Below are 16,898 nucleotides of genomic sequence, written 5' to 3'. Positions count from 1 at the left end.
TTGGAGACATCGATGAATACCGTTTTGAGGCAAGCAGACCAGATCCGGCCGGTGGCCGACCGTATCGACAGTGACGACGAGGCGATCGCAGTTGCCCGCAAGCTGGCGGCACAATTTGCCGCACGGGCCGCCGCGCGCGACGCCGACCGGATTCTGCCTTTCGCCGAACTCGATCTGCTCGCCCAGTCCGGCCTCCTGGCGATCACCGTGCCCGCGCAATATGGCGGGCTCGACGTCTCCAACGCCGTGCTTGCCGAGATCACCGCGATCCTGTCGGAGGCGGACGGTTCGATCGGTCAGATCCCGCAAAACCATTTCTATATTCTCGAGGCGCTGAGAACCGATGGCGGCGAGGAGCAGCAGCGTTATTTCTTCGGCCGGGTGCTGGCCGGCGACCGTTTCGGCAATGCGCTTTCCGAACGCGGCACCAAGACGGTCGGACATTACAACACGCGCATCATCCGCGACGGCCCGGGCTACCGGATCAACGGCCGCAAATTCTATTCGACCGGCGTCCTCTTCGCCGACTGGATCACGGTCTTTGCGCTCGATGGCGACGACCGCCTGACCATGGCCTTCGTGCCGAAGGGCACCGAAGGCGTCGAGATCGTCGACGACTGGGACGGTTTCGGTCAGCGCACCACCGGCAGCGGCACGACGATCCTCGACAATGTCTATGTCAGCGCCGATTCCGTCGTCTTCCATCACAAGGGGTTCGAGCGGCCGACGACGATCGGCTCTGTCGGTCAGATCATTCATGCCGGCGTCGATCTCGGTATTGCAAGGGCGGCCTTTGCCGAGACGCTGGAGTTCGTCAGGACGAAATCGCGACCCTGGATGGATAGCGGCCTTGAGCGCGCTTCCGACGATCCGCTGACGATTGCCAAGGTCGGTCAGATCGCCATACGGCTCGAAGCTGCAACGGCCCTTGTCGAGCGCGCCGGCCACAAGGTCGATGCCGCGCAGGTCGAGACGACGGAGGAAAAGGTGATTGCAGCGACGCTTGCGGTCGCTGCAGCGAAGGTGCTGACCACGGAGGTGGCGATCGAGGCGGCAAATACGCTCTTCGAGCTTGCCGGAACCTCGTCGGTACAAGCCGGACTCAATCTCGACCGCCACTGGCGCAATGCCCGCACCCATACGCTGCACGATCCGGTGCGCTGGAAATACCATGTCGTCGGCAACTACCATCTGAACGGCGTGACGCCGCCGAAAAACGGCGCGCTCTGAAATCTCCGTTGCTTGCAAACGAAAGCCCCACCGCCAGAGTTGGCGGTGGGGCTTTTGCGTCGATGGAAGACGACCGTCTCAGCTATAGAGGCTGACCTCCGGTATCTTGTCGTTCAGCACGAATTCACCGACTTCCTTGGCCTTGTAGAAGACCGGGTCATGCAGCGTGTGGGTGCGGACATTGCGCCAGAACCGGTCGAAGCGGAATTTGTCGGCTGTCGAGCGCGCGCCCGTCAGTTCGAAGACGCGCGACGTGATGTCGAGCGACACATGAGTGGCGTGGACCTTGGCGGCATAGGCTTCCGCCGCCGCCTCGCCGCGCTCGCGCGCCGTCACATCGCGGCCGCGGCCAAGGCCCGCCTGCACGGCTGATGCAGCGTTGTCGGCAAGGGCCGCCGAGGCCTTCAGCGCCGCCGTGAATTCGCCGACGCGTTCGAGGATATAGGGATCGTCGGCCGCCCGCTCGACGCCAGAGGTGATCCACGGCCGAGTCGTAGTTCTGACGTAATCGACGGCTGCCTGCAGCGCGCCTTCGGCGGTGCCGAGATAGAAGTTGACGAAGACCAACTGAATGAGCGGCGTATTGAATGTCGACAGCACCGGCGGCGCCACATCGGCTGCAGCGGGCGCACCGACCAAATCCTCCTCGTAGACGGGGAAGTCGTGGAATTCGACGCTGCCGCTGTCGGACAGGCGCTGGCCGATATTGTCCCAATCGTCGTTGGCGACGTAGCCCGGACGGTTGGTCGGCACGACGAAACCGGCAATCTTGTCATCGAGCGTGGCGTTGGCGTTGATATAGTCCGAGACCCGCGCCGCCGTGGAGAAGGATTTGCGGCCGTTCAGCACATAGCCGTTGCCGCGGCGGGTCAGCACCAGCCCGGGGTCGCGCGGGTTGACGGCCGCGCCCCAATAGAGGTTCTTCGCCACCGTCTCGTTGCCGAGCGCCTGGGCGCGCGCCGCATCGAGTGCCCAGTAGATATACTGGCTATTGACATAGTGGTAGCCGAGCAGCTGGCCGATCGAGCTTTCGCCGCGGGCGAGAATACGCACCAGCCGCAGTCCGTCGACCCAATCGAGGCCGCCGCCGCCGATCTCTATCGGATGCAGCGCATTGAGCAGGCCGGCATTCTTCAACTTGACGATCTCGGCAAGCGGCGGACGGCCGTCGCGGTCGAGTTCGGCGGCGCGCCGGGAAAGGTCGGCCGAGATCGTCTCGGCACGGGCAAAGAGGTCTTCTCGCGTCGGGTTGCGGGGGGCCGCGAAGACGACATTGGACTGGCTCATGGGCGGAACTCCAAATCTCCAAAGGAATGTTCCGGCGGAAGCCGTAGGCTCACCGCCGGAAGGATCAAGTGAAAAGCCTTAGAACAGCTTGTCCGGGATCCAGCTGGCGGTCACCGCATCGCTCGTGCTGAAGGCGGGAACCTTTTCTGCCAGCTCCTCGATCGTCTTGACGCCGGCGGCGCGAAGGCTCTCCTGCGTCAGAAGCGTTGGCTTCACGGTAATCTGATGGGGAACCGTCTGGCCGGCGATTTCGAGAGCGGCGGCGCGGATCGATACGGCGCCGACCACGGCCGGATTGGTGGCGACCGTCGCAACCCACGGGCTGCCTTCCTCGGTGATTTCCTGGATATCGGCCGTCGAGACATCGGCCGAATAGATCTTGAGCTTGCTTGCGATGCCGAGGTCGTTGGCGGCGAGTTTTACGCCGCGGGCGAATTCGTCATAGGGGGCAAAGACGACCGATATATCGGGATTGGCAGTAAGCGCGGCCTTCGCCTGGTCGGCGGTCGAGGTTGCCGTCGTGTCGCTGACATTGCCGAAGCGGGCTTTTTCGACCACGCCTTTGTTGTCCGACTTGAACTTGTCCCAGACCTCGTTGCGGCGGTCGAGGGGCGCAAAGCCCGCGACATAGACGTAACCGGCGTTGAAGCTGTTGCCGTTGTCCTTCACCACCTGCTCGAGCGCCAGCGAGGCAAGCTCGTGGTCGCTCTGCTCCACCTGCGGGATTTTGGGGTTGTTGAGGTTGACGTCGAAAGCCACGACCTTGATGCCCTTGTCGAGCGCCTGTTGCACGACGTCGCTAAGCGATTCCGGCAAGCCGTGGTCGATGACGATGCCGGAGACGCCGAGGTTGATCGCCTGCAGGATCTGCTCGCGCTGCTCGGCGGCATCCTGCCGTCCGGGGAAGATGCGCAGGTCGATATCGAGTGCCTTGGCTTGGGCCTCGGCGCCCGCCTGATAGGCCTGGAAGAAATCGCCGGCCGAGATGTAGCTGATCAACGCCACCTTGACGCCGCCCTTGTCGAAGGGAGCCGGCGCACCGGACAGGCCGTCGGCCTTTGCGCCTTGAATGAAAATGAACGGAATGACGGCGGCAGACAGTGCGAGCCGTGCGAGGGATTTCATCGTCGCGTTCCTTTTAACAATAAGAGGCGTCGTCTGACAGGCAGAACCCCGCGACGCGTCAAGTTATTAGATATAATCTCTATCTTTTTAGTAGATTAAATGATCCGATTTTGCGGGCTGCGGGAGATTCTTTGTTTCCCCGGCAGCGTCCGGCGGGGAAATGCGTGCCTGGAATTCGACCGCCCGAACGAGGCACACTCCCGATACAAACGCAGTCCCGGATCTTGTCGATGCCGCTTCTTCACATTGAAAATATCAGCCGCAGCTTCGGCTCGACGCGGGCGCTTGTCGGCGCCGATCTTGTGATCGATCGCGGCGAGATCGTGGCGCTGATGGGCGCAAACGGTGCGGGCAAGTCGACGCTGGTCAAGATCCTTTCCGGCGTACTCCCGGCCGATGATGGCACGGTCCGTCTCGATGGCCGTCTTTTCGCGCCGCGCAGCCCTGCGGAAGCGGCACGGGCCGGTATCGTCACCGTGCATCAGTCGACGGATCTGGTCGGCGCGACCGGCTTGACCGTTGCCGACGTCCTGCTTCTCAACCGTTTCGCCGATCGCAGCACGCCTTTCTTCGTCTCACGCGCGGGCATCCGTCGTGCGGCGCAGGCGATACTCGATGCTGCTGGCTTCACCCTGCCGCTCGACCGTGATTTCGGCGACCTCACCAGCGCCGACCGGCAATTGGTGGCGATTGCACGGGCGCTAGCCAACCGCGCCGATCTCCTCATTCTCGACGAGCCAACGGCAAGCCTTTCCGGAGAGGAAAGCCGCCGTCTCTTTGACATTCTGCTGAGCCTTCGCCAGAGGGGACTGGCAATCCTTTACATATCGCATCGCACCGCCGATCTCGAAGCGATTGCCGACCGCGCGCTCGTCATGCGCGGCGGCCGCGTCGTCGGCACCTTCTCGCGGCCGATCGATTTTCCGAGCGCCATCGAGACGATGATCGGCCGCAGGCTGGATGCGGCCCGGCCGGATGCACGGCCCGCAAGCGGCCCGAAGATTTTCGAAATGCGCGATGTCAGCCTGCTGCCGACAGGCGCACCCTTCGATCTGTCTTTGCATGAAGGCGAGGTGGTCGCGGTGACCGGCGTGCTCGGCGCCGGCAAGAGCCGGCTGCTCCAGGCGATCTTCGGTGTGAGGGCGCTTGCCGGCGGTACAATGTTTCTCGATGGCCGGCCGTACGGGCCGAAAAGCCCGGCTGATGCAATTGCGGCAGGTGTCGCCATGGCCGCCGAAGACCGCCATCGTTCCTCGCTGATGCCGCCGGCATGGCCCGGCCATTCGCTGTCGGCGACGATCAGCCTGCCGCATCTTGCCAAATGGTATCCGCATGGCTTCCTCGTCGGCGGGCGCGAGCGCCGCGAGGCCGAGCAGGCCATCACCCGTCTCGGCATCAAGGCCCCGGGGCCGCTCGCTTCGATCTGGTCGCTCTCCGGCGGCAACCAGCAGAAGGCGGTGATTGCACGTTGGGAGGCGGAACCGAGCCGGCTTCTGCTGCTCGACGAACCCTTCCAGGGCGTCGACGTCGGCGCCCGGCACGACATCATCCGGACAATCCGCGCCCGTACCGACCGGGCGACGCTGATTGCGACCTCCGACCCGGAGGAAGCCTATGAGGTGGCCGACCGCATCCTGGTCATCGACCGCCACGTGCTGGCACCCGCCGCAGGCGGAATTGCCGCTCCTTCCGCCATTCAGGGAATATCCGCATGACGACGATTGACGACGACGCTCTTTCACGGGCAGGCACTCGACCAGAGGCATCGCAACGCGATAGCGGCCGCCTTGCAGCCTTTGGGGCGTTTCTCCGCGCCGGCGCGGTGTTCATCCTGCTTGCGGCTCTCGTCATCGGCTTCACCATCGCCGAGCCCGCCTTCATCAATATCGCCAATCTAATGAGCATCCTGCAGGCGGTGTCGGTCGTCGCCATCCTCGGCGCCGGCGTCACCGTGACGCTTGCCGTCGGCGGCTTCGACCTGTCGATCGGCGCGGTCGCCGCATCGAGCGTGATGGCTGCGAGCTACGCGATGATCGTCTGGGGCCTCGACGCCTATGCAACGGTGCCGCTGGTGCTTGCCTTCGGCGCGCTGGTCGGCCTCGTCAACGCCGTCCTCATCGTTCGTCTGAAAGTGCCGGATCTGCTGGCGACGCTGGCGATGATGTTCCTGCTCTCCGGCCTGCAGCTGATACCCACAGCCGGGCGCTCGATCTCGGCCGGCCTCACTTTGCCTGACGGCTCGAAGGCGACCGGCGCTTACGACCCGACCTTTCTACTGATCGGCCGCTACAGCATCCTCGGCACCCTGCCTGTTGCCGTGGTGCTGATGGCGGCGGTCGCGGTCGTGCTCTTCATCCTCACTGAGCGCACCCGCATCGGCCGGCTGCTGTTTGCAACAGGCGGCAACGAGGTCGCGACCCGGCTTGCCGGAGCTTCGACAGTTAGACTGAAGACGCTCGCCTATGTCCTGTCCGGCACGCTGGCATCGCTCGGCGGCATCGTGATTGCCGCCCGCGTCGGGCGTGGCGATGTCTCCTCCGGTGGCTCGCTGCTGATGGATTCGGTCGCAGCGGCGTTGATCGGCTTTGCTGTCCTCAATCTTCGCCGCCCGAACGTGCTCGGCACCATTGCCGGGGCCGTCTTTGTCGGCGTGCTGCTGAACGGCCTCACCATGTTGAATGCCCCCTATTACACTCAGGATTTCGTCAAGGGCGCCGTGCTCGTCGGAGCCTTAGCTCTGACCTACGGCCTCGGCCGCAGCAATCCTTAATTCCAAGGAAGAATGACATGACTCGCGAAATCAGGCTGAACGCCTTCGATATGAATTGCGTCGGACACCAGTCGCCGGGGCTCTGGCGTCATCCACGCGACAAATCCTGGACATACAAGGATCTCGATTATTGGGTGCATCTGGCAAAGACGCTAGAGCGCGGCAAGTTCGACGGGCTGTTCATCGCCGACGTGCTTGGCGTCTACGACGTGCTGCACGGCAATGTCGATGCCGCCCTTCGCCATTCGGCGCAGGTGCCAGTCAACGATCCGCTACAGCTTATTCCGACGATGGCTTACGAGACCGAGCACCTCGGCTTCGGCCTAACCGCGTCGCTCTCCTTCGAGCATCCCTACACTTTCGCCCGCCGCATCTCGACGCTCGACCACCTGACCAAGGGCCGTGTCGGTTGGAATATCGTCACCTCCTATCTCAACAGCGGCGCGCTCAATATAGGTCAGGCGGCGCAGACGGGACATGACGATCGCTACGCCCTCGCCGAGGAATATCTTGAGGTCTGCTACAAACTCTGGGAGGGCAGCTGGGAGGACGGCGCCGTGGTCCGCGACCGCGAAAGCGGCATCTTTACCCATCCCGACAAAGTCCACCCGATCCGCCACTCCGGCAAACATTTTAATGTGCCCGGCATTCACCTGAGCGAACCCTCGCCGCAGCGCACCCCGGTGCTCTACCAGGCCGGCGCCTCCAGCCGCGGCAAGGATTTCGCCGGCGCCCATGCCGAATGCATCTTTGTCGCCTCTCCGTCGAAGCCCGTGCTGAAGCGTTATGTCGCCAATGTCCGCGAGGCAGCCGAACGCGCCGGCCGGAACCCGCGCGACATCCTCGCCTTCAATCTCCAGACCGTGATCCTCGGCGAAACGGATGCGGAAGCGCAGCGTAAGTTCAACGAATACCGCAAATACGCCTCCTTCGAGGGCGCACTGACACTGATCTCCGGCTGGACTGGCATTGATTTCAGCCAGTTCGGGCCGGACGAAGTGCTGCGGCACCGCCATACCAATGCGGTGCAGTCGGCCGTCGAGACCTTCACCACCATCGATCCGACCAAGGAATGGACGGTGCGCGAGATGGCCGACTGGGTCGGCGTCGGCGGTTTCGGCCCTGTTTTCGTCGGCTCGCCGCAGACCGTCGCCGACCTTATGCAGGAATGGATCGAGGACACCGATGTCGACGGCTTCAACCTTGCCTATGCGGTGACGCCCGAGAGTTTCGAGGACGCGGTCGACCTGCTGGTGCCGGAACTGCAGAAGCGCGGCGTCTACAAGAAAGAATATGCCGAAGGAACGCTGCGCGAAAAACTTGGGGGAGAGGGACCGCGGTTGGTCGCGCCGCATCCGGGTGCCACCTATCGCACTCTCTTTAGCGAGCCAACGCGTCTCGCCGCCAGCGGCTGAGCAAATAATGGCTGGGTGACAAAAATGTCTCGCGACGCCCGGCCATTTCGAATTTAACCTCTATGCCAATTGGCATTTCGCCCTGAATATGGGCGCTCGAAATTTGATCGATCAGGAGGGGTCATGACCGTACCATCTGTCTCGCGGCGCACGCTGATGAAGGGCGCCGCCCTGCTCCTCGCTTCGACGGCGCTTACCCGCCACGCGCTGGCGCACACGGCGCCCGCCGGTGGCCGGCTGATCGTTGCGGCAGATTCCGAGCCGAAGAATCTCAATCCTGCCATTGTCGCCTCGAACGGCGTCTTTTTCGTCGCCAGCAAGGTGATCGAGCCGCTGGCCGAAGCCTCGTTCGACGCCAAGGACGGGCTTTCGCCGCGCCTCGCCACTTCCTGGGAGGGCTCGGCCGACGGCCTTTCCGTCACCTTCAAGCTGCGCGACGGCGTCACCTGGCACGACGGCAAGCCGTTCACCTCGGTCGATGTCGCCTTTTCCGCGCTCAATATCTGGAAGCCACTGCAGAATCTCGGCCGCCTGGTCTTCGCCAATCTCGAAGCCGTCGATACTCCCGATGATTACACTGCCATTTTCCGCTTCTCCAAACCGACGCCGTTTCAGCTGATCCGCAATGCCCTGCCCGTCGTCACCAGCGTCGTCGCCAAACACATCTTCGACGGCAGCGATATCGCCACCAATCCGGCCAACAACGCGCTCGTCGGCACCGGTCCGTTCAAGTTTGCCGAATACAAGCCCGGTGAATATTACCGGCTGACGCGCAATGAGAATTACTGGGACCAGGACCAGCCGAAACTCGACGAGATCGTCTTCCGCGTGCTGCCGGATCGCGCGTCGGCGGGGGCGGCGCTCGAAGCCGACGAAATCCAGCTTGCGGCCTTTTCGGCAGTGCCGCTTGCCGATCTCGGCCGCATCTCCAAGGTCGACGGTATCAAGGTGATTTCGAAGGGCTACGAGGCCCTGACCTACCAGCTCGTCGTCGAGATCAATCACCGCCGCAAGGAGCTGGCCGATCTCCGGGTCCGCCAGGCGATCGCCCAGGCGATCGACAAGAAATTCGTGGTCGACACGATCTTCCTCGGTTATGCCGCCGCCTCCACAGGCCCGGTGCCGAAGAATGCGCTGCAGTTCTATACATCCGATGTCGCGACCTATGATTTCAACCCCGCCGCCGCCAACGATATTCTCGACAAAGCCGGTTACGCCAAAGGGGCGGACGGTAACCGCTTCAAGCTGAAGCTTCGCCCGGCGCCCTACTTCAACGAGACCCGCCAGTTCGGCGATTATCTTCGTCAGGCGCTCGCCGCGATCGGCATCGATGCCGAGATCGTCAATGCCGATGCGGCCGCCCACCAGAAGGCGGTTTATACCGACCACGATTTCGATCTTGCCGTCGGTCCGCCGGTCTTCCGCGGCGATCCGGCGATCTCCACCACCATTCTCGTTCAATCAGGCACACCGGATGGTGTGCCCTTTTCCAACCAGGGCGGTTACGTCAATCCGGAGCTCGATAAGATCATCCATCAGGCCTCCGAAACCGTCGACACGGCGGCGCGCACCGATCTCTACCGCAAGTTCCAGCAACTCGTCGTCGCCGACCTGCCGCTGATCAACGTCGCGGAATGGGGCTTCATCACCGTTGCGCGCGACACCGTGCTCAACGTCTCGGACAATCCGCGCTGGGCCGTTTCGAACTGGGGCGATACCGCGCTGCAGTCATGATAGGATCGGCGGCAATTCTGTTCCAGAGGCCCTGTCCGGCGTGAAACGTGCAATCATCCTCCTGAGGCGCAGGGCGATCAGCAGCATTCCGGTGCTGCTGATCGTGGTGATCTTCACCTTCTTTCTGCTCGAATCCGCCTCGGGCGATGCCGTCGATGCCTATCTCGGCTCGATCGGCGGCGGCGATGCGGTACTCAGGCAGGCGCTGCGCGAGAGCTACGGCCTCGACCGCTCCGTGCTCGCACGGCTCTGGCTCTATCTTTCCTCGCTCGCACGCTTCGATCTTGGCTGGTCGATTGCCTTCGGCCGGCCGGTCGGCGCACTGATTGCCGAACGCCTGCCCAACACGCTGCTGTTGATGGGCAGTGCGACGGCGCTCTCCTTTGGCCTCGGCTCGGCGCTCGGCATCCTTGCCGGCGCCCGGCCGGGAAGCTTTCGGGACCGGCTGCTGTCGATCGGCTCGCTGATCGTCTATGCCATTCCGAGCTTCTGGCTCGGCCTGGTTCTGAGCATCGCCTTTTCGGTGAAGCTGCGCTGGTTTCCGATCGCCGGTATAGAGACGATCGCTTCCGGCAAGACGGGATTTGCACGCGCGCTCGATATTGCCGATCATCTAGTCCTGCCGGTCGGCGCACTTGCCTTGATCTATCTCGCCTTGTTTCTGCGGGTGATGCGCGCCGGCATGGTGGAGGCTTGGAAGCTGGATTTCGTCCTCTTTGCCCGCGCCAAAGGTCTGTCGCGCAGCCGCATCGTCCTGCGCCACGTGGCGCGCAATGCGCTGCTGCCGCTCGTCACCATGCTCGGGCTGCAATCGGCGGCCATGCTGGGCGGGAGCGTGGTGATCGAGAGCGTCTTTGCTATTCCCGGTTTCGGGCGGCTGGCGCAGGAAGCGGTCAACGGCCGCGATGCGCCCCTGTTGATGGGCATCATCGTTACCAGTGCCGTCCTCGTCATTTCAGTCAATTTCCTCGTCGATCTCGTCTACGCCACGCTCGATCCGCGCATCGGCGCTTCGGAGGGCGGCGCATGAGCCGTCTCCGCCGCCTCGTCAGCTCGCCGGAAGGCGTGATCGGGCTTGCGATCCTTCTCGTTCTGCTTTTAGCCGGGCTCTTCGCACCCATCATTTCGCCGGGCGATCCGCTGCGCATCGCCGGCCGGGCGCTGCTCCCGCCCTTTACCGATCCGGCTTTTCCGCTCGGTACCGACCGGCTCGGCCGCGACGTGCTGGCCGGCCTGCTCTATGGCGCGCGAACCTCGCTGGCCGTCGGCCTTGCTGCGGCGTTTTCGGCGATGCTGCTCGGGCTCTGCGTCGGCATGGCGGCCGGTTTTGCCGGCGGGCTGGTCGACGAGGCGCTGATGCGCGTGGTCGACGCTTTCCAGATCGTGCCGGGCTTTCTGCTCGCGCTTGCCTTCGTCAGCACCATCGGGGTCTCGACGCCTGTGGTCGTCCTTGCCATCGCGCTCGGTACATGGGCCGATCCAGCGCGGTTGACGAGAGCGCAGGTGCTGGCGATCCGCGAGCAGGATTACGTCGCCTCTGCAAGGGTAATCGGCATGCATCCGGCCGAGATCGCCTTTCGGGAAATTCTGCCGAACGCGTTGCCGCCGGTGCTGGCGCTTTCCGCCACTATCGTCGCTGGCGCAATTCTCACCGAGGCAGCACTGTCCTTTCTTGGTCTTGGCAATCCGAATATCGCCACCTGGGGCTCGATGATCGCCGAGGGCCGCAGTGTGCTGCGCTCGGCCTCCTATCTCTCCGTCATACCGGGCGCGGCACTGGCCGTCACCGTGCTCGGCGTCCATCTCTTCAGCGAGGGTCTCGGCAAGGCGCTTGGCGATGACGGCAGGAGAGCGGCATGAGCGGCGTTTTCTGCAGCCTGCGGCAACTTTCGGTCACCTATGGCAGGAACGGCGCGACTGCGCTCGCCGGTGTCGATCTCGATATTGCTGCGGGCGAAAGGCTGGCGATTATCGGCGAAAGCGGTTCCGGCAAGAGCACGCTTGCCCGCGCGCTGGCCGGCCTGCTGCCGGAGGGAGCGACAGTCGGCGGCGAGATTTTTTGGCCCGGCCTTGGCCATCCGCCCCGCCCTGGTCGCGATTTCGGCTTCGTCTTCCAGGATCCGGGCGCGAGCCTCAATCCCGTCCTGACGGTCGGCGAGCAGATCGCCGAAGGCGCCAGGTGTCATCTCGGCCTCAGCTGGAAGCAAGCCTATATCAGAGCCGAGGAACTGCTTGGGCGGGTGCGGATAGCGCAGCCCGACAAGGCGATGCGGGCCTTTCCGCACCAGCTTTCCGGCGGCCAGCGCCAGCGCGTGGCGATCGCTGCAGCTATTGCCGCGAAACCAGCGATGCTGATCGCAGACGAAGCGACCAGCGCGCTCGATGTCGTCGTCCAGGCCGAGATCGTCAGCCTGCTCGACGGGCTGGTTCGCGAGGATGGTATGACGCTGCTCTTTATCACCCACGACATCGCCCTTGCCTCCGGCTTTGTCGATCGCATCGCCGTTTTCCGCGAGGCGCGGCTGGTCGAGGTGGGACCGGTCCGTTCAGTACTTTCGACGCCGAAAAGCGGCTATACCGCTGCCCTCATCGCCAGCCACCGAGATCTCGCGACACCACCGCTGATCGCGGAGGTGCCGTCTTGAATGATATGCTGCTGTCTGTCGAAAACCTGTCAAAAGGTTTTTCTTCCGCGGAGCGTCAGGTTGCCGCCCTCGACAACGTGTCGCTGACGATTGCGGCCGGCGAAACACTCGGGCTCGTCGGCGCCTCGGGAAGCGGGAAATCGACGCTGTCGCGCATCCTGCTGCGGCTTCTCCCCGCCGATGCCGGCTCGATCCGCTTCGAGGGGGAGAATTGGCTCGCGCTGGACGGCGCGTCATTGCGGCGCCGACGGCCACGCATGCAGATGGTGTTCCAGGATCCGCTGGCGGCCTTCAATCCGCTGGCGAGCGTCGGCACTGTTCTCGATGATCCGCTACGCATCCATGGCGTCGTCCCGAAAGAGCAGCGCCCCGGCGAGATCGCCATGCTTCTCGAACGTGTCGGCCTCACCGCCGATCATTCCGCCCGGCCGGTCCGTGCGCTCTCCGGCGGCCAGCGCCAGCGCGTGGCAATCGCCAGGGCGATTGCGACACGACCCTCGTTGCTCGTGCTCGACGAGGCGGTCTCGGCGCTCGACGTCACCGTGCGCGGTAGGATCCTCGAGCTTCTGGTCGATCTGCAGAGAGAACAGGGCATTGCCTGTCTGTTCATTTCACACGATCTTGCCGTCGTCCGTGCGGTCTCCCATCGCATCGCCGTCATGGAAGGCGGGCGGATCGTCGAGATCGGCCCGGCAGTGGCGCTTGTTGGCGCGCCGCAATCCGATGCGGCCCGCGCGCTCGTTGCCGCAGTCCCCCGTCTCGTCACCGATCCATCTTGAAGGAAGTATCCATGTCCGGTCTTGGTTGGAATCCCTTGCATGGCGCGCCCTCTTATCCACTGGAGCGCTATGCCTGTCTTGCCGACCGCGTTGGCAGCGTCCTGCGCAGCCGCAACGACATATTGCTGGTGCAGGCAGAGGCGGTGGTGGCGCTGGAGGCGGCGGCAACCAGCCTTGCCCGTCCCGGTCTCTCGGCTCTCAACATCGTCACCAGCCCCTATGGCGGCTGGTTCGGGCAATGGCTGCGGCGAGGTGGTGCTGCGGTTAGGGATATCACCGCCGAACCGGGGCAGCCGGTGGAGATCGAGGCGATCGCCAAGGTGTTGGACGCCGGTCCTCGTATCGATGTGCTCGCCCTGGTTCATGCGGAATCGGCAAGCGGCATTCTCAACCCTCTCCCCGAGATACTGGCGCTGGCGCGTGCCCGCGACATTGTTACCGTCGTCGATGCGGTCGCCTCGATCGGCGGCCATTGGTTGGACGTCGACGATTTCGGCATCGACATCGCCGTGATCGGCCCGCAGAAGGCGCTTGGCGGTCCAGCGGGCGTCTCCGCGCTCTCGGTCAGCCGGCGCGCCTGGGACCTCATTCTGAGCGATGGCGCGCCGCGCGATTCGATTCTGTCGCTGGCCGATCTGAAGACTTGGGTCGATGGTGGCCGACAGGCTCTGCCGGGAACGCCGGCGCCGTTGGAATTCTTCGCGCTCGAGACTGCACTCGACCGCATCGAGGCCGAAGGCCTGGAGAATGTCGTCGCCCGCCATGCACTGGCAGCATCGGCGACACGGGCGGGGCTTGCAGCGCTCGGCATGGGGGTCTGGGTGCCGGCAGCCAAAGCTTCGAACCTGGTGACGGCGGTGTCGGTGCCGAAGGCACTGGCGCCTGATGCGCTGATCGCCGCCGCGGGGCGGTTGGGAGTGGAGCTGACCGAAGGTGTGGGAACCGCACCGGCCCGTCTCCTGCGGCTGAACCACACGGGTCAGCGCGCCGTATTCCAGACGGTGCTTTCGAATGTCATGGCCTATGGCGCGGCCCTCCGGCAGGCTGGTTATCCCTGTGATATCGCCGCTGCTGCGGAGGCGATATCTACGGCCTACAGCCGCTGAAAGCCGTATCCAGCCCTTGATAATCACGGCTCTTCGAGGCAGGAGAGTAGCATCACGGAGATTTGTGCGGATGACGAAATTGGTGGATGCGCAGGGCCTGGAGATTTCGCATGAGGGACATCGCACCCGCCTGAAATGGCACCGGCTGCGCAAACGCTTTGCCGATCCGCTGTTCTCGGCCGAGGTGATGGCGGAGGGTTTTGCAGCCGGCGCTTCGATGGAACTCGATCTGCGGGTGCGCGCCGATGGCGGTTTCGTCGTGCTGCACGACGAGGATCTCGAAGGCGAAACGACAGGATTTGGGCCGATTGCTGAAAAGAGCATCGGCGATCTCGGCGATATCAGGATGATAGAGGGCGACCGGCCGCTGATCTTCAGCGAGGATCTTGCCGCCATGATGCAATCGACGCATCCAGCCGCATTGCTGCAGTTCGACATGAAGGACGATTATGAGGCGATCGGCGCGAGGGGCATCGAGCACCTTGCCGCGCATTTCCGCGATATCACCGCCTCGGTGATCGTCAGCGGCGGCAGTCTCGACCTGATCGTCGCGGTCAAGGAGAAGCTTCCGCATCTCCTGCGCGGCATCGATCCAACCGACAAGCTCTACGGTATCAGGCAGGCCAGCGGCTGGAAGGCGGTCGAGATTGAATTGCGTGCCGACCTGCGCGGCCCGACCGAACCGGACACGATCTATCTCCACTGGCCGCTGATCCTTGACGCCGCCAGGGAAGGTCTCGATATGATCGCGCTCTGCCGGGACGAAGGCAAACGGGTCGACGCCTGGACCTTTACCTTGAAGGATCCGGAGGCCGGTTTCAGCCAAGAGGAATGGCGGAACTTCCAGGCGCTGGTAGCCCTGAAGCCGGATCAGATCACCACCGACGAGGCACCGGCAACCGAACGCGCCTGGCGCCGACGCATGGCGGATTGATCTGGTGTCCGCGCTTGGTGCCGAAAGGTGGCTTTAAGCTCTTTGTTTTTGTGCATGCCGTTATCCTGGAACCGCTGCAAACCTCCTGGCGACATGCATTATTTCTGGCCTTGTCGCATGTTTTGTACAATTTGCATCATTTTAAACTTCTGATGTTATCCCTACCCGACAGACAAATGTTGGTGTGTGATATGCAAGTTGTTGATACTGTAGCAATTACTCAACAAGCAAATTCCAGCTTACAGAAAGCGTGGCATTTTGGGTGTACGGGCCGTTCGGTCGAGGCACTCGCACTGGCCGGCGAAACTCTTGCCGATGCCAGGGCGTGGGGCGATGATCGGCTCGCCGCTCAATGCGATACCGACATGGCCTGGTACTGTTTTCAGGTCGGCAAGGCCGAACTTGGATTGACGCATGTCCGGCGCGCGGTGGACTTCTGGAAATCGACCGGGGAGCCCAACGAGGAAGCCTATGCCCGGGCCTATTTCGGATGGTTGCTGCTGGAATTGGGCTTGCCTGAGGAAGCGATCGAAGAGGCCACCCGCGCGCTGGATCTCGCCGACAGGATAGCAGACCCGAAGGCGCAAAGCCTGGCCACCAACGTCATTGGGATTATCTTCTGGTACAACAAGCAGCCCGACCGGGCCATCCTGATGAGCGAGAGGTCCGTCGAACTCGCCAGATCGATTGGCAACAAGACCTATGAATGCTGGTGGCTCATCAATCTCGGCGGCGCACATTCGGAGGGCGGATATATCGCCGAGGCGCTCGGCCAGCCGGAGGAAGGGCACCGGATGCTAGTGAGAGCGCTGGAACTGACCGAACAGGCGCTCGACATCGCAATCGAGACCGGCGACAGCTGGGCTGCCCGCATCTGCCTCGGCAACAAAGCCGAGTTCTACAGCCATCTGGGCGAGCACGACAAGGCGCTGCAGTGCATCGTCCGCTACCGGCTGTTTCAAGAGAACAGCTATGTCAGGGACAGGCAGCAATATCTCTACACCTTGGGCCAGATCTACAACAATTCCGGAAAATACGCGGAAGCCCTGTCGCCGCTGCTCGAGGCGGTTGAACTGATCGACGACGGTGGCAGTTTCGATTCCTACATCCAGATCTATCTTCACCTGTCGCAGGCCTATGAGGGGCTGGGCCAGTTCGATCCGGCGCTGGCGGCACATAAAAAATACCACCAAGCCTATTTGCGCAACAGTGCCGAGAGGACCCAGCAGCGCGCCCGTCTCGCCGAAATCTACTACGAAACCAGGCGGTTTAAGGAAGTTGCCGAAACGGAGACGAAGCGCGCCGATACGCTGGAAGCCTCCTATCAGAAACTGCAGGAAGAAACCGATATCCTTGCCAATGCCGTCTATCTGGACGCGCTGACCGGGCTCTACAATCGCAAATATCTCGACAGCCGCTTCAAGGAGCTGACATCTGAGAAGCGTCCCTATTCCATCGCGATGCTGGATGTCGATCACTTCAAGTCGATCAACGACAATTTCTCTCACATGATCGGCGACCGGGTCCTCAGTACGATTGGAGCCATATTGCGCAGCCAATTGCGAATTGCCGATCAGGCAATTCGCTTTGGCGGCGAGGAATTCGTCGTCCTGCTGGCGGGCGCCCCCCGAGGTGCGGCCGATGTCTGCGAGAGGCTGCGTTCGGCCATTGAAAAGTGGGACTGGTCGGAGATCTGCAACGGGCTGCATGTCACGATCAGCATCGGTGTCGCCAGCACCCTGTCCGCCAATTCTCCGAACGAGATTTTGGCAATCGCCGATCAGAATCTCTATACGGCGAAAAAGACCGGTCGCAATCGCGTTGCTGCGTAACGGCGTTCCGCAAATCGGGCGGATCGAGTCTCCGGGGATGG

The 16,898-nt window shown here is 63.0% G+C and carries 14 protein-coding genes; 12 read left to right on the top strand and 2 right to left on the bottom strand.

From position 1 onward, the window contains the following. Nucleotides 1-12: 12 nt before the first annotated feature. Nucleotides 13-1,230, top strand: coding sequence for an SfnB family sulfur acquisition oxidoreductase (locus RCCGE510_RS31850; protein ID WP_007637359.1), 1,218 nt, complete (start codon nt 13-15; stop codon nt 1,228-1,230). A 78-nt stretch (nt 1,231-1,308) separates the two neighbouring features. Here RCCGE510_RS31850 and RCCGE510_RS31845 read toward each other — a convergent pair whose 3' ends face one another. Both RCCGE510_RS31845 and RCCGE510_RS31840 read right to left on the bottom strand, forming a co-directional pair. Continuing rightward, nucleotides 1,309-2,517 (bottom strand): acyl-CoA dehydrogenase family protein, encoded by a 1,209-nt coding sequence (locus RCCGE510_RS31845; RefSeq protein WP_007637355.1) that lies wholly within the window; start codon nt 2,515-2,517, stop codon nt 1,309-1,311. A gap of 78 nt (nt 2,518-2,595) precedes the next feature. Further along, nucleotides 2,596-3,642, bottom strand: coding sequence for a substrate-binding domain-containing protein (locus tag RCCGE510_RS31840; RefSeq protein ID WP_007637354.1), 1,047 nt, complete (start codon nt 3,640-3,642; stop codon nt 2,596-2,598). 230 nt (nt 3,643-3,872) lie between these two features. On the opposite strand from RCCGE510_RS31840, the gene RCCGE510_RS31835 reads away from it, so the two are divergent. The 11 genes from RCCGE510_RS31835 to RCCGE510_RS31785 all read left to right on the top strand — a co-directional run bounded on the left by RCCGE510_RS31835 (nt 3,873) and on the right by RCCGE510_RS31785 (nt 16,857). After that, nucleotides 3,873-5,357: a sugar ABC transporter ATP-binding protein gene (locus tag RCCGE510_RS31835; RefSeq protein WP_007637351.1), complete on the top strand. Its 1,485-nt coding sequence runs from the start codon at nt 3,873-3,875 to the stop codon at nt 5,355-5,357. Continuing rightward, entirely contained in the window at nt 5,354-6,412 is a 1,059-nt protein-coding gene (locus RCCGE510_RS31830) for an ABC transporter permease (protein WP_007637349.1), read from the top strand. The genes RCCGE510_RS31835 and RCCGE510_RS31830 overlap by 4 nt, the downstream gene beginning before the upstream one ends. Nucleotides 6,413-6,429: 17 nt before the next feature. Next, nucleotides 6,430-7,827, top strand: a complete 1,398-nt coding sequence (locus RCCGE510_RS31825) for an LLM class flavin-dependent oxidoreductase (RefSeq protein ID WP_007637347.1) — start codon at nt 6,430-6,432, stop codon at nt 7,825-7,827. A gap of 123 nt (nt 7,828-7,950) precedes the next feature. Then, complete coding sequence (locus tag RCCGE510_RS31820) at nt 7,951-9,561, top strand: ABC transporter substrate-binding protein (RefSeq protein ID WP_007637345.1); 1,611 nt, start codon at nt 7,951-7,953, stop codon at nt 9,559-9,561. Nucleotides 9,562-9,601: 40 nt separating this feature from the next. Then, complete coding sequence (locus RCCGE510_RS31815) at nt 9,602-10,591, top strand: ABC transporter permease (RefSeq protein WP_007637343.1); 990 nt, start codon at nt 9,602-9,604, stop codon at nt 10,589-10,591. After that, nucleotides 10,588-11,421 carry an ABC transporter permease gene (locus tag RCCGE510_RS31810; protein ID WP_007637342.1) on the top strand — a complete coding sequence of 278 codons (834 nt, stop codon included), beginning with the start codon at nt 10,588-10,590 and terminating at the stop codon, nt 11,419-11,421. Before RCCGE510_RS31815 ends, RCCGE510_RS31810 begins: the two co-directional genes overlap by 4 nt. Beyond that, nucleotides 11,418-12,206 (top strand): ABC transporter ATP-binding protein, encoded by a 789-nt coding sequence (locus tag RCCGE510_RS31805; protein ID WP_007637341.1) that lies wholly within the window; start codon nt 11,418-11,420, stop codon nt 12,204-12,206. The genes RCCGE510_RS31810 and RCCGE510_RS31805 overlap by 4 nt, the downstream gene beginning before the upstream one ends. Then, entirely contained in the window at nt 12,203-12,985 is a 783-nt protein-coding gene (locus tag RCCGE510_RS31800; RefSeq protein WP_007637340.1) for a dipeptide/oligopeptide/nickel ABC transporter ATP-binding protein, read from the top strand. Before RCCGE510_RS31805 ends, RCCGE510_RS31800 begins: the two co-directional genes overlap by 4 nt. 11 nt (nt 12,986-12,996) lie before the next feature. Beyond that, on the top strand, nt 12,997-14,091 hold the full coding sequence (locus RCCGE510_RS31795; RefSeq protein WP_007637339.1) for an aminotransferase class V-fold PLP-dependent enzyme: 1,095 nt from the start codon (nt 12,997-12,999) through the stop codon (nt 14,089-14,091). Nucleotides 14,092-14,161: 70 nt separating this feature from the next. Continuing rightward, nucleotides 14,162-15,025 carry a hypothetical protein gene (locus tag RCCGE510_RS31790; RefSeq protein ID WP_007637338.1) on the top strand — a complete coding sequence of 288 codons (864 nt, stop codon included), beginning with the start codon at nt 14,162-14,164 and terminating at the stop codon, nt 15,023-15,025. 176 nt (nt 15,026-15,201) lie between these two features. Beyond that, nucleotides 15,202-16,857 carry a GGDEF domain-containing protein gene (locus RCCGE510_RS31785; protein WP_037080618.1) on the top strand — a complete coding sequence of 552 codons (1,656 nt, stop codon included), beginning with the start codon at nt 15,202-15,204 and terminating at the stop codon, nt 16,855-16,857. Nucleotides 16,858-16,898 lie beyond the last annotated feature (41 nt).

The sequence above is a fragment of the Rhizobium sp. CCGE 510 genome, assembly GCF_000292525.1.
Classification (GTDB): Bacteria; Pseudomonadota; Alphaproteobacteria; order Rhizobiales; family Rhizobiaceae; genus Rhizobium.
Note: the sequence above shows the minus strand (reverse complement) of the source record. Positions and strands in the feature narration are given on the sequence as shown.

Excerpts from the sequence above, each read along its gene's own strand:
- RCCGE510_RS31830 (WP_007637349.1), top strand. The coding sequence starts at position 5,354 with ATGACGACGATTGACGACGACGCTCTTTCACGGGCAGGCACTCGACCA.
- RCCGE510_RS31850 (WP_007637359.1), top strand. The coding sequence starts at position 13 with ATGAATACCGTTTTGAGGCAAGCAGACCAGATCCGGCCGGTGGCCGAC.
- RCCGE510_RS31820 (WP_007637345.1), top strand. The coding sequence starts at position 7,951 with ATGACCGTACCATCTGTCTCGCGGCGCACGCTGATGAAGGGCGCCGCC.
- RCCGE510_RS31845 (WP_007637355.1), bottom strand. The coding sequence starts at position 2,517 with ATGAGCCAGTCCAATGTCGTCTTCGCGGCCCCCCGCAACCCGACGCGA.
- RCCGE510_RS31835 (WP_007637351.1), top strand. The coding sequence starts at position 3,873 with ATGCCGCTTCTTCACATTGAAAATATCAGCCGCAGCTTCGGCTCGACG.
- RCCGE510_RS31795 (WP_007637339.1), top strand. The coding sequence starts at position 12,997 with ATGTCCGGTCTTGGTTGGAATCCCTTGCATGGCGCGCCCTCTTATCCA.
- RCCGE510_RS31790 (WP_007637338.1), top strand. The coding sequence starts at position 14,162 with ATGACGAAATTGGTGGATGCGCAGGGCCTGGAGATTTCGCATGAGGGA.
- RCCGE510_RS31805 (WP_007637341.1), top strand. The coding sequence starts at position 11,418 with ATGAGCGGCGTTTTCTGCAGCCTGCGGCAACTTTCGGTCACCTATGGC.
- RCCGE510_RS31810 (WP_007637342.1), top strand. The coding sequence starts at position 10,588 with ATGAGCCGTCTCCGCCGCCTCGTCAGCTCGCCGGAAGGCGTGATCGGG.
- RCCGE510_RS31840 (WP_007637354.1), bottom strand. The coding sequence starts at position 3,642 with ATGAAATCCCTCGCACGGCTCGCACTGTCTGCCGCCGTCATTCCGTTC.
- RCCGE510_RS31825 (WP_007637347.1), top strand. The coding sequence starts at position 6,430 with ATGACTCGCGAAATCAGGCTGAACGCCTTCGATATGAATTGCGTCGGA.
- RCCGE510_RS31785 (WP_037080618.1), top strand. The coding sequence starts at position 15,202 with ATGTTGGTGTGTGATATGCAAGTTGTTGATACTGTAGCAATTACTCAA.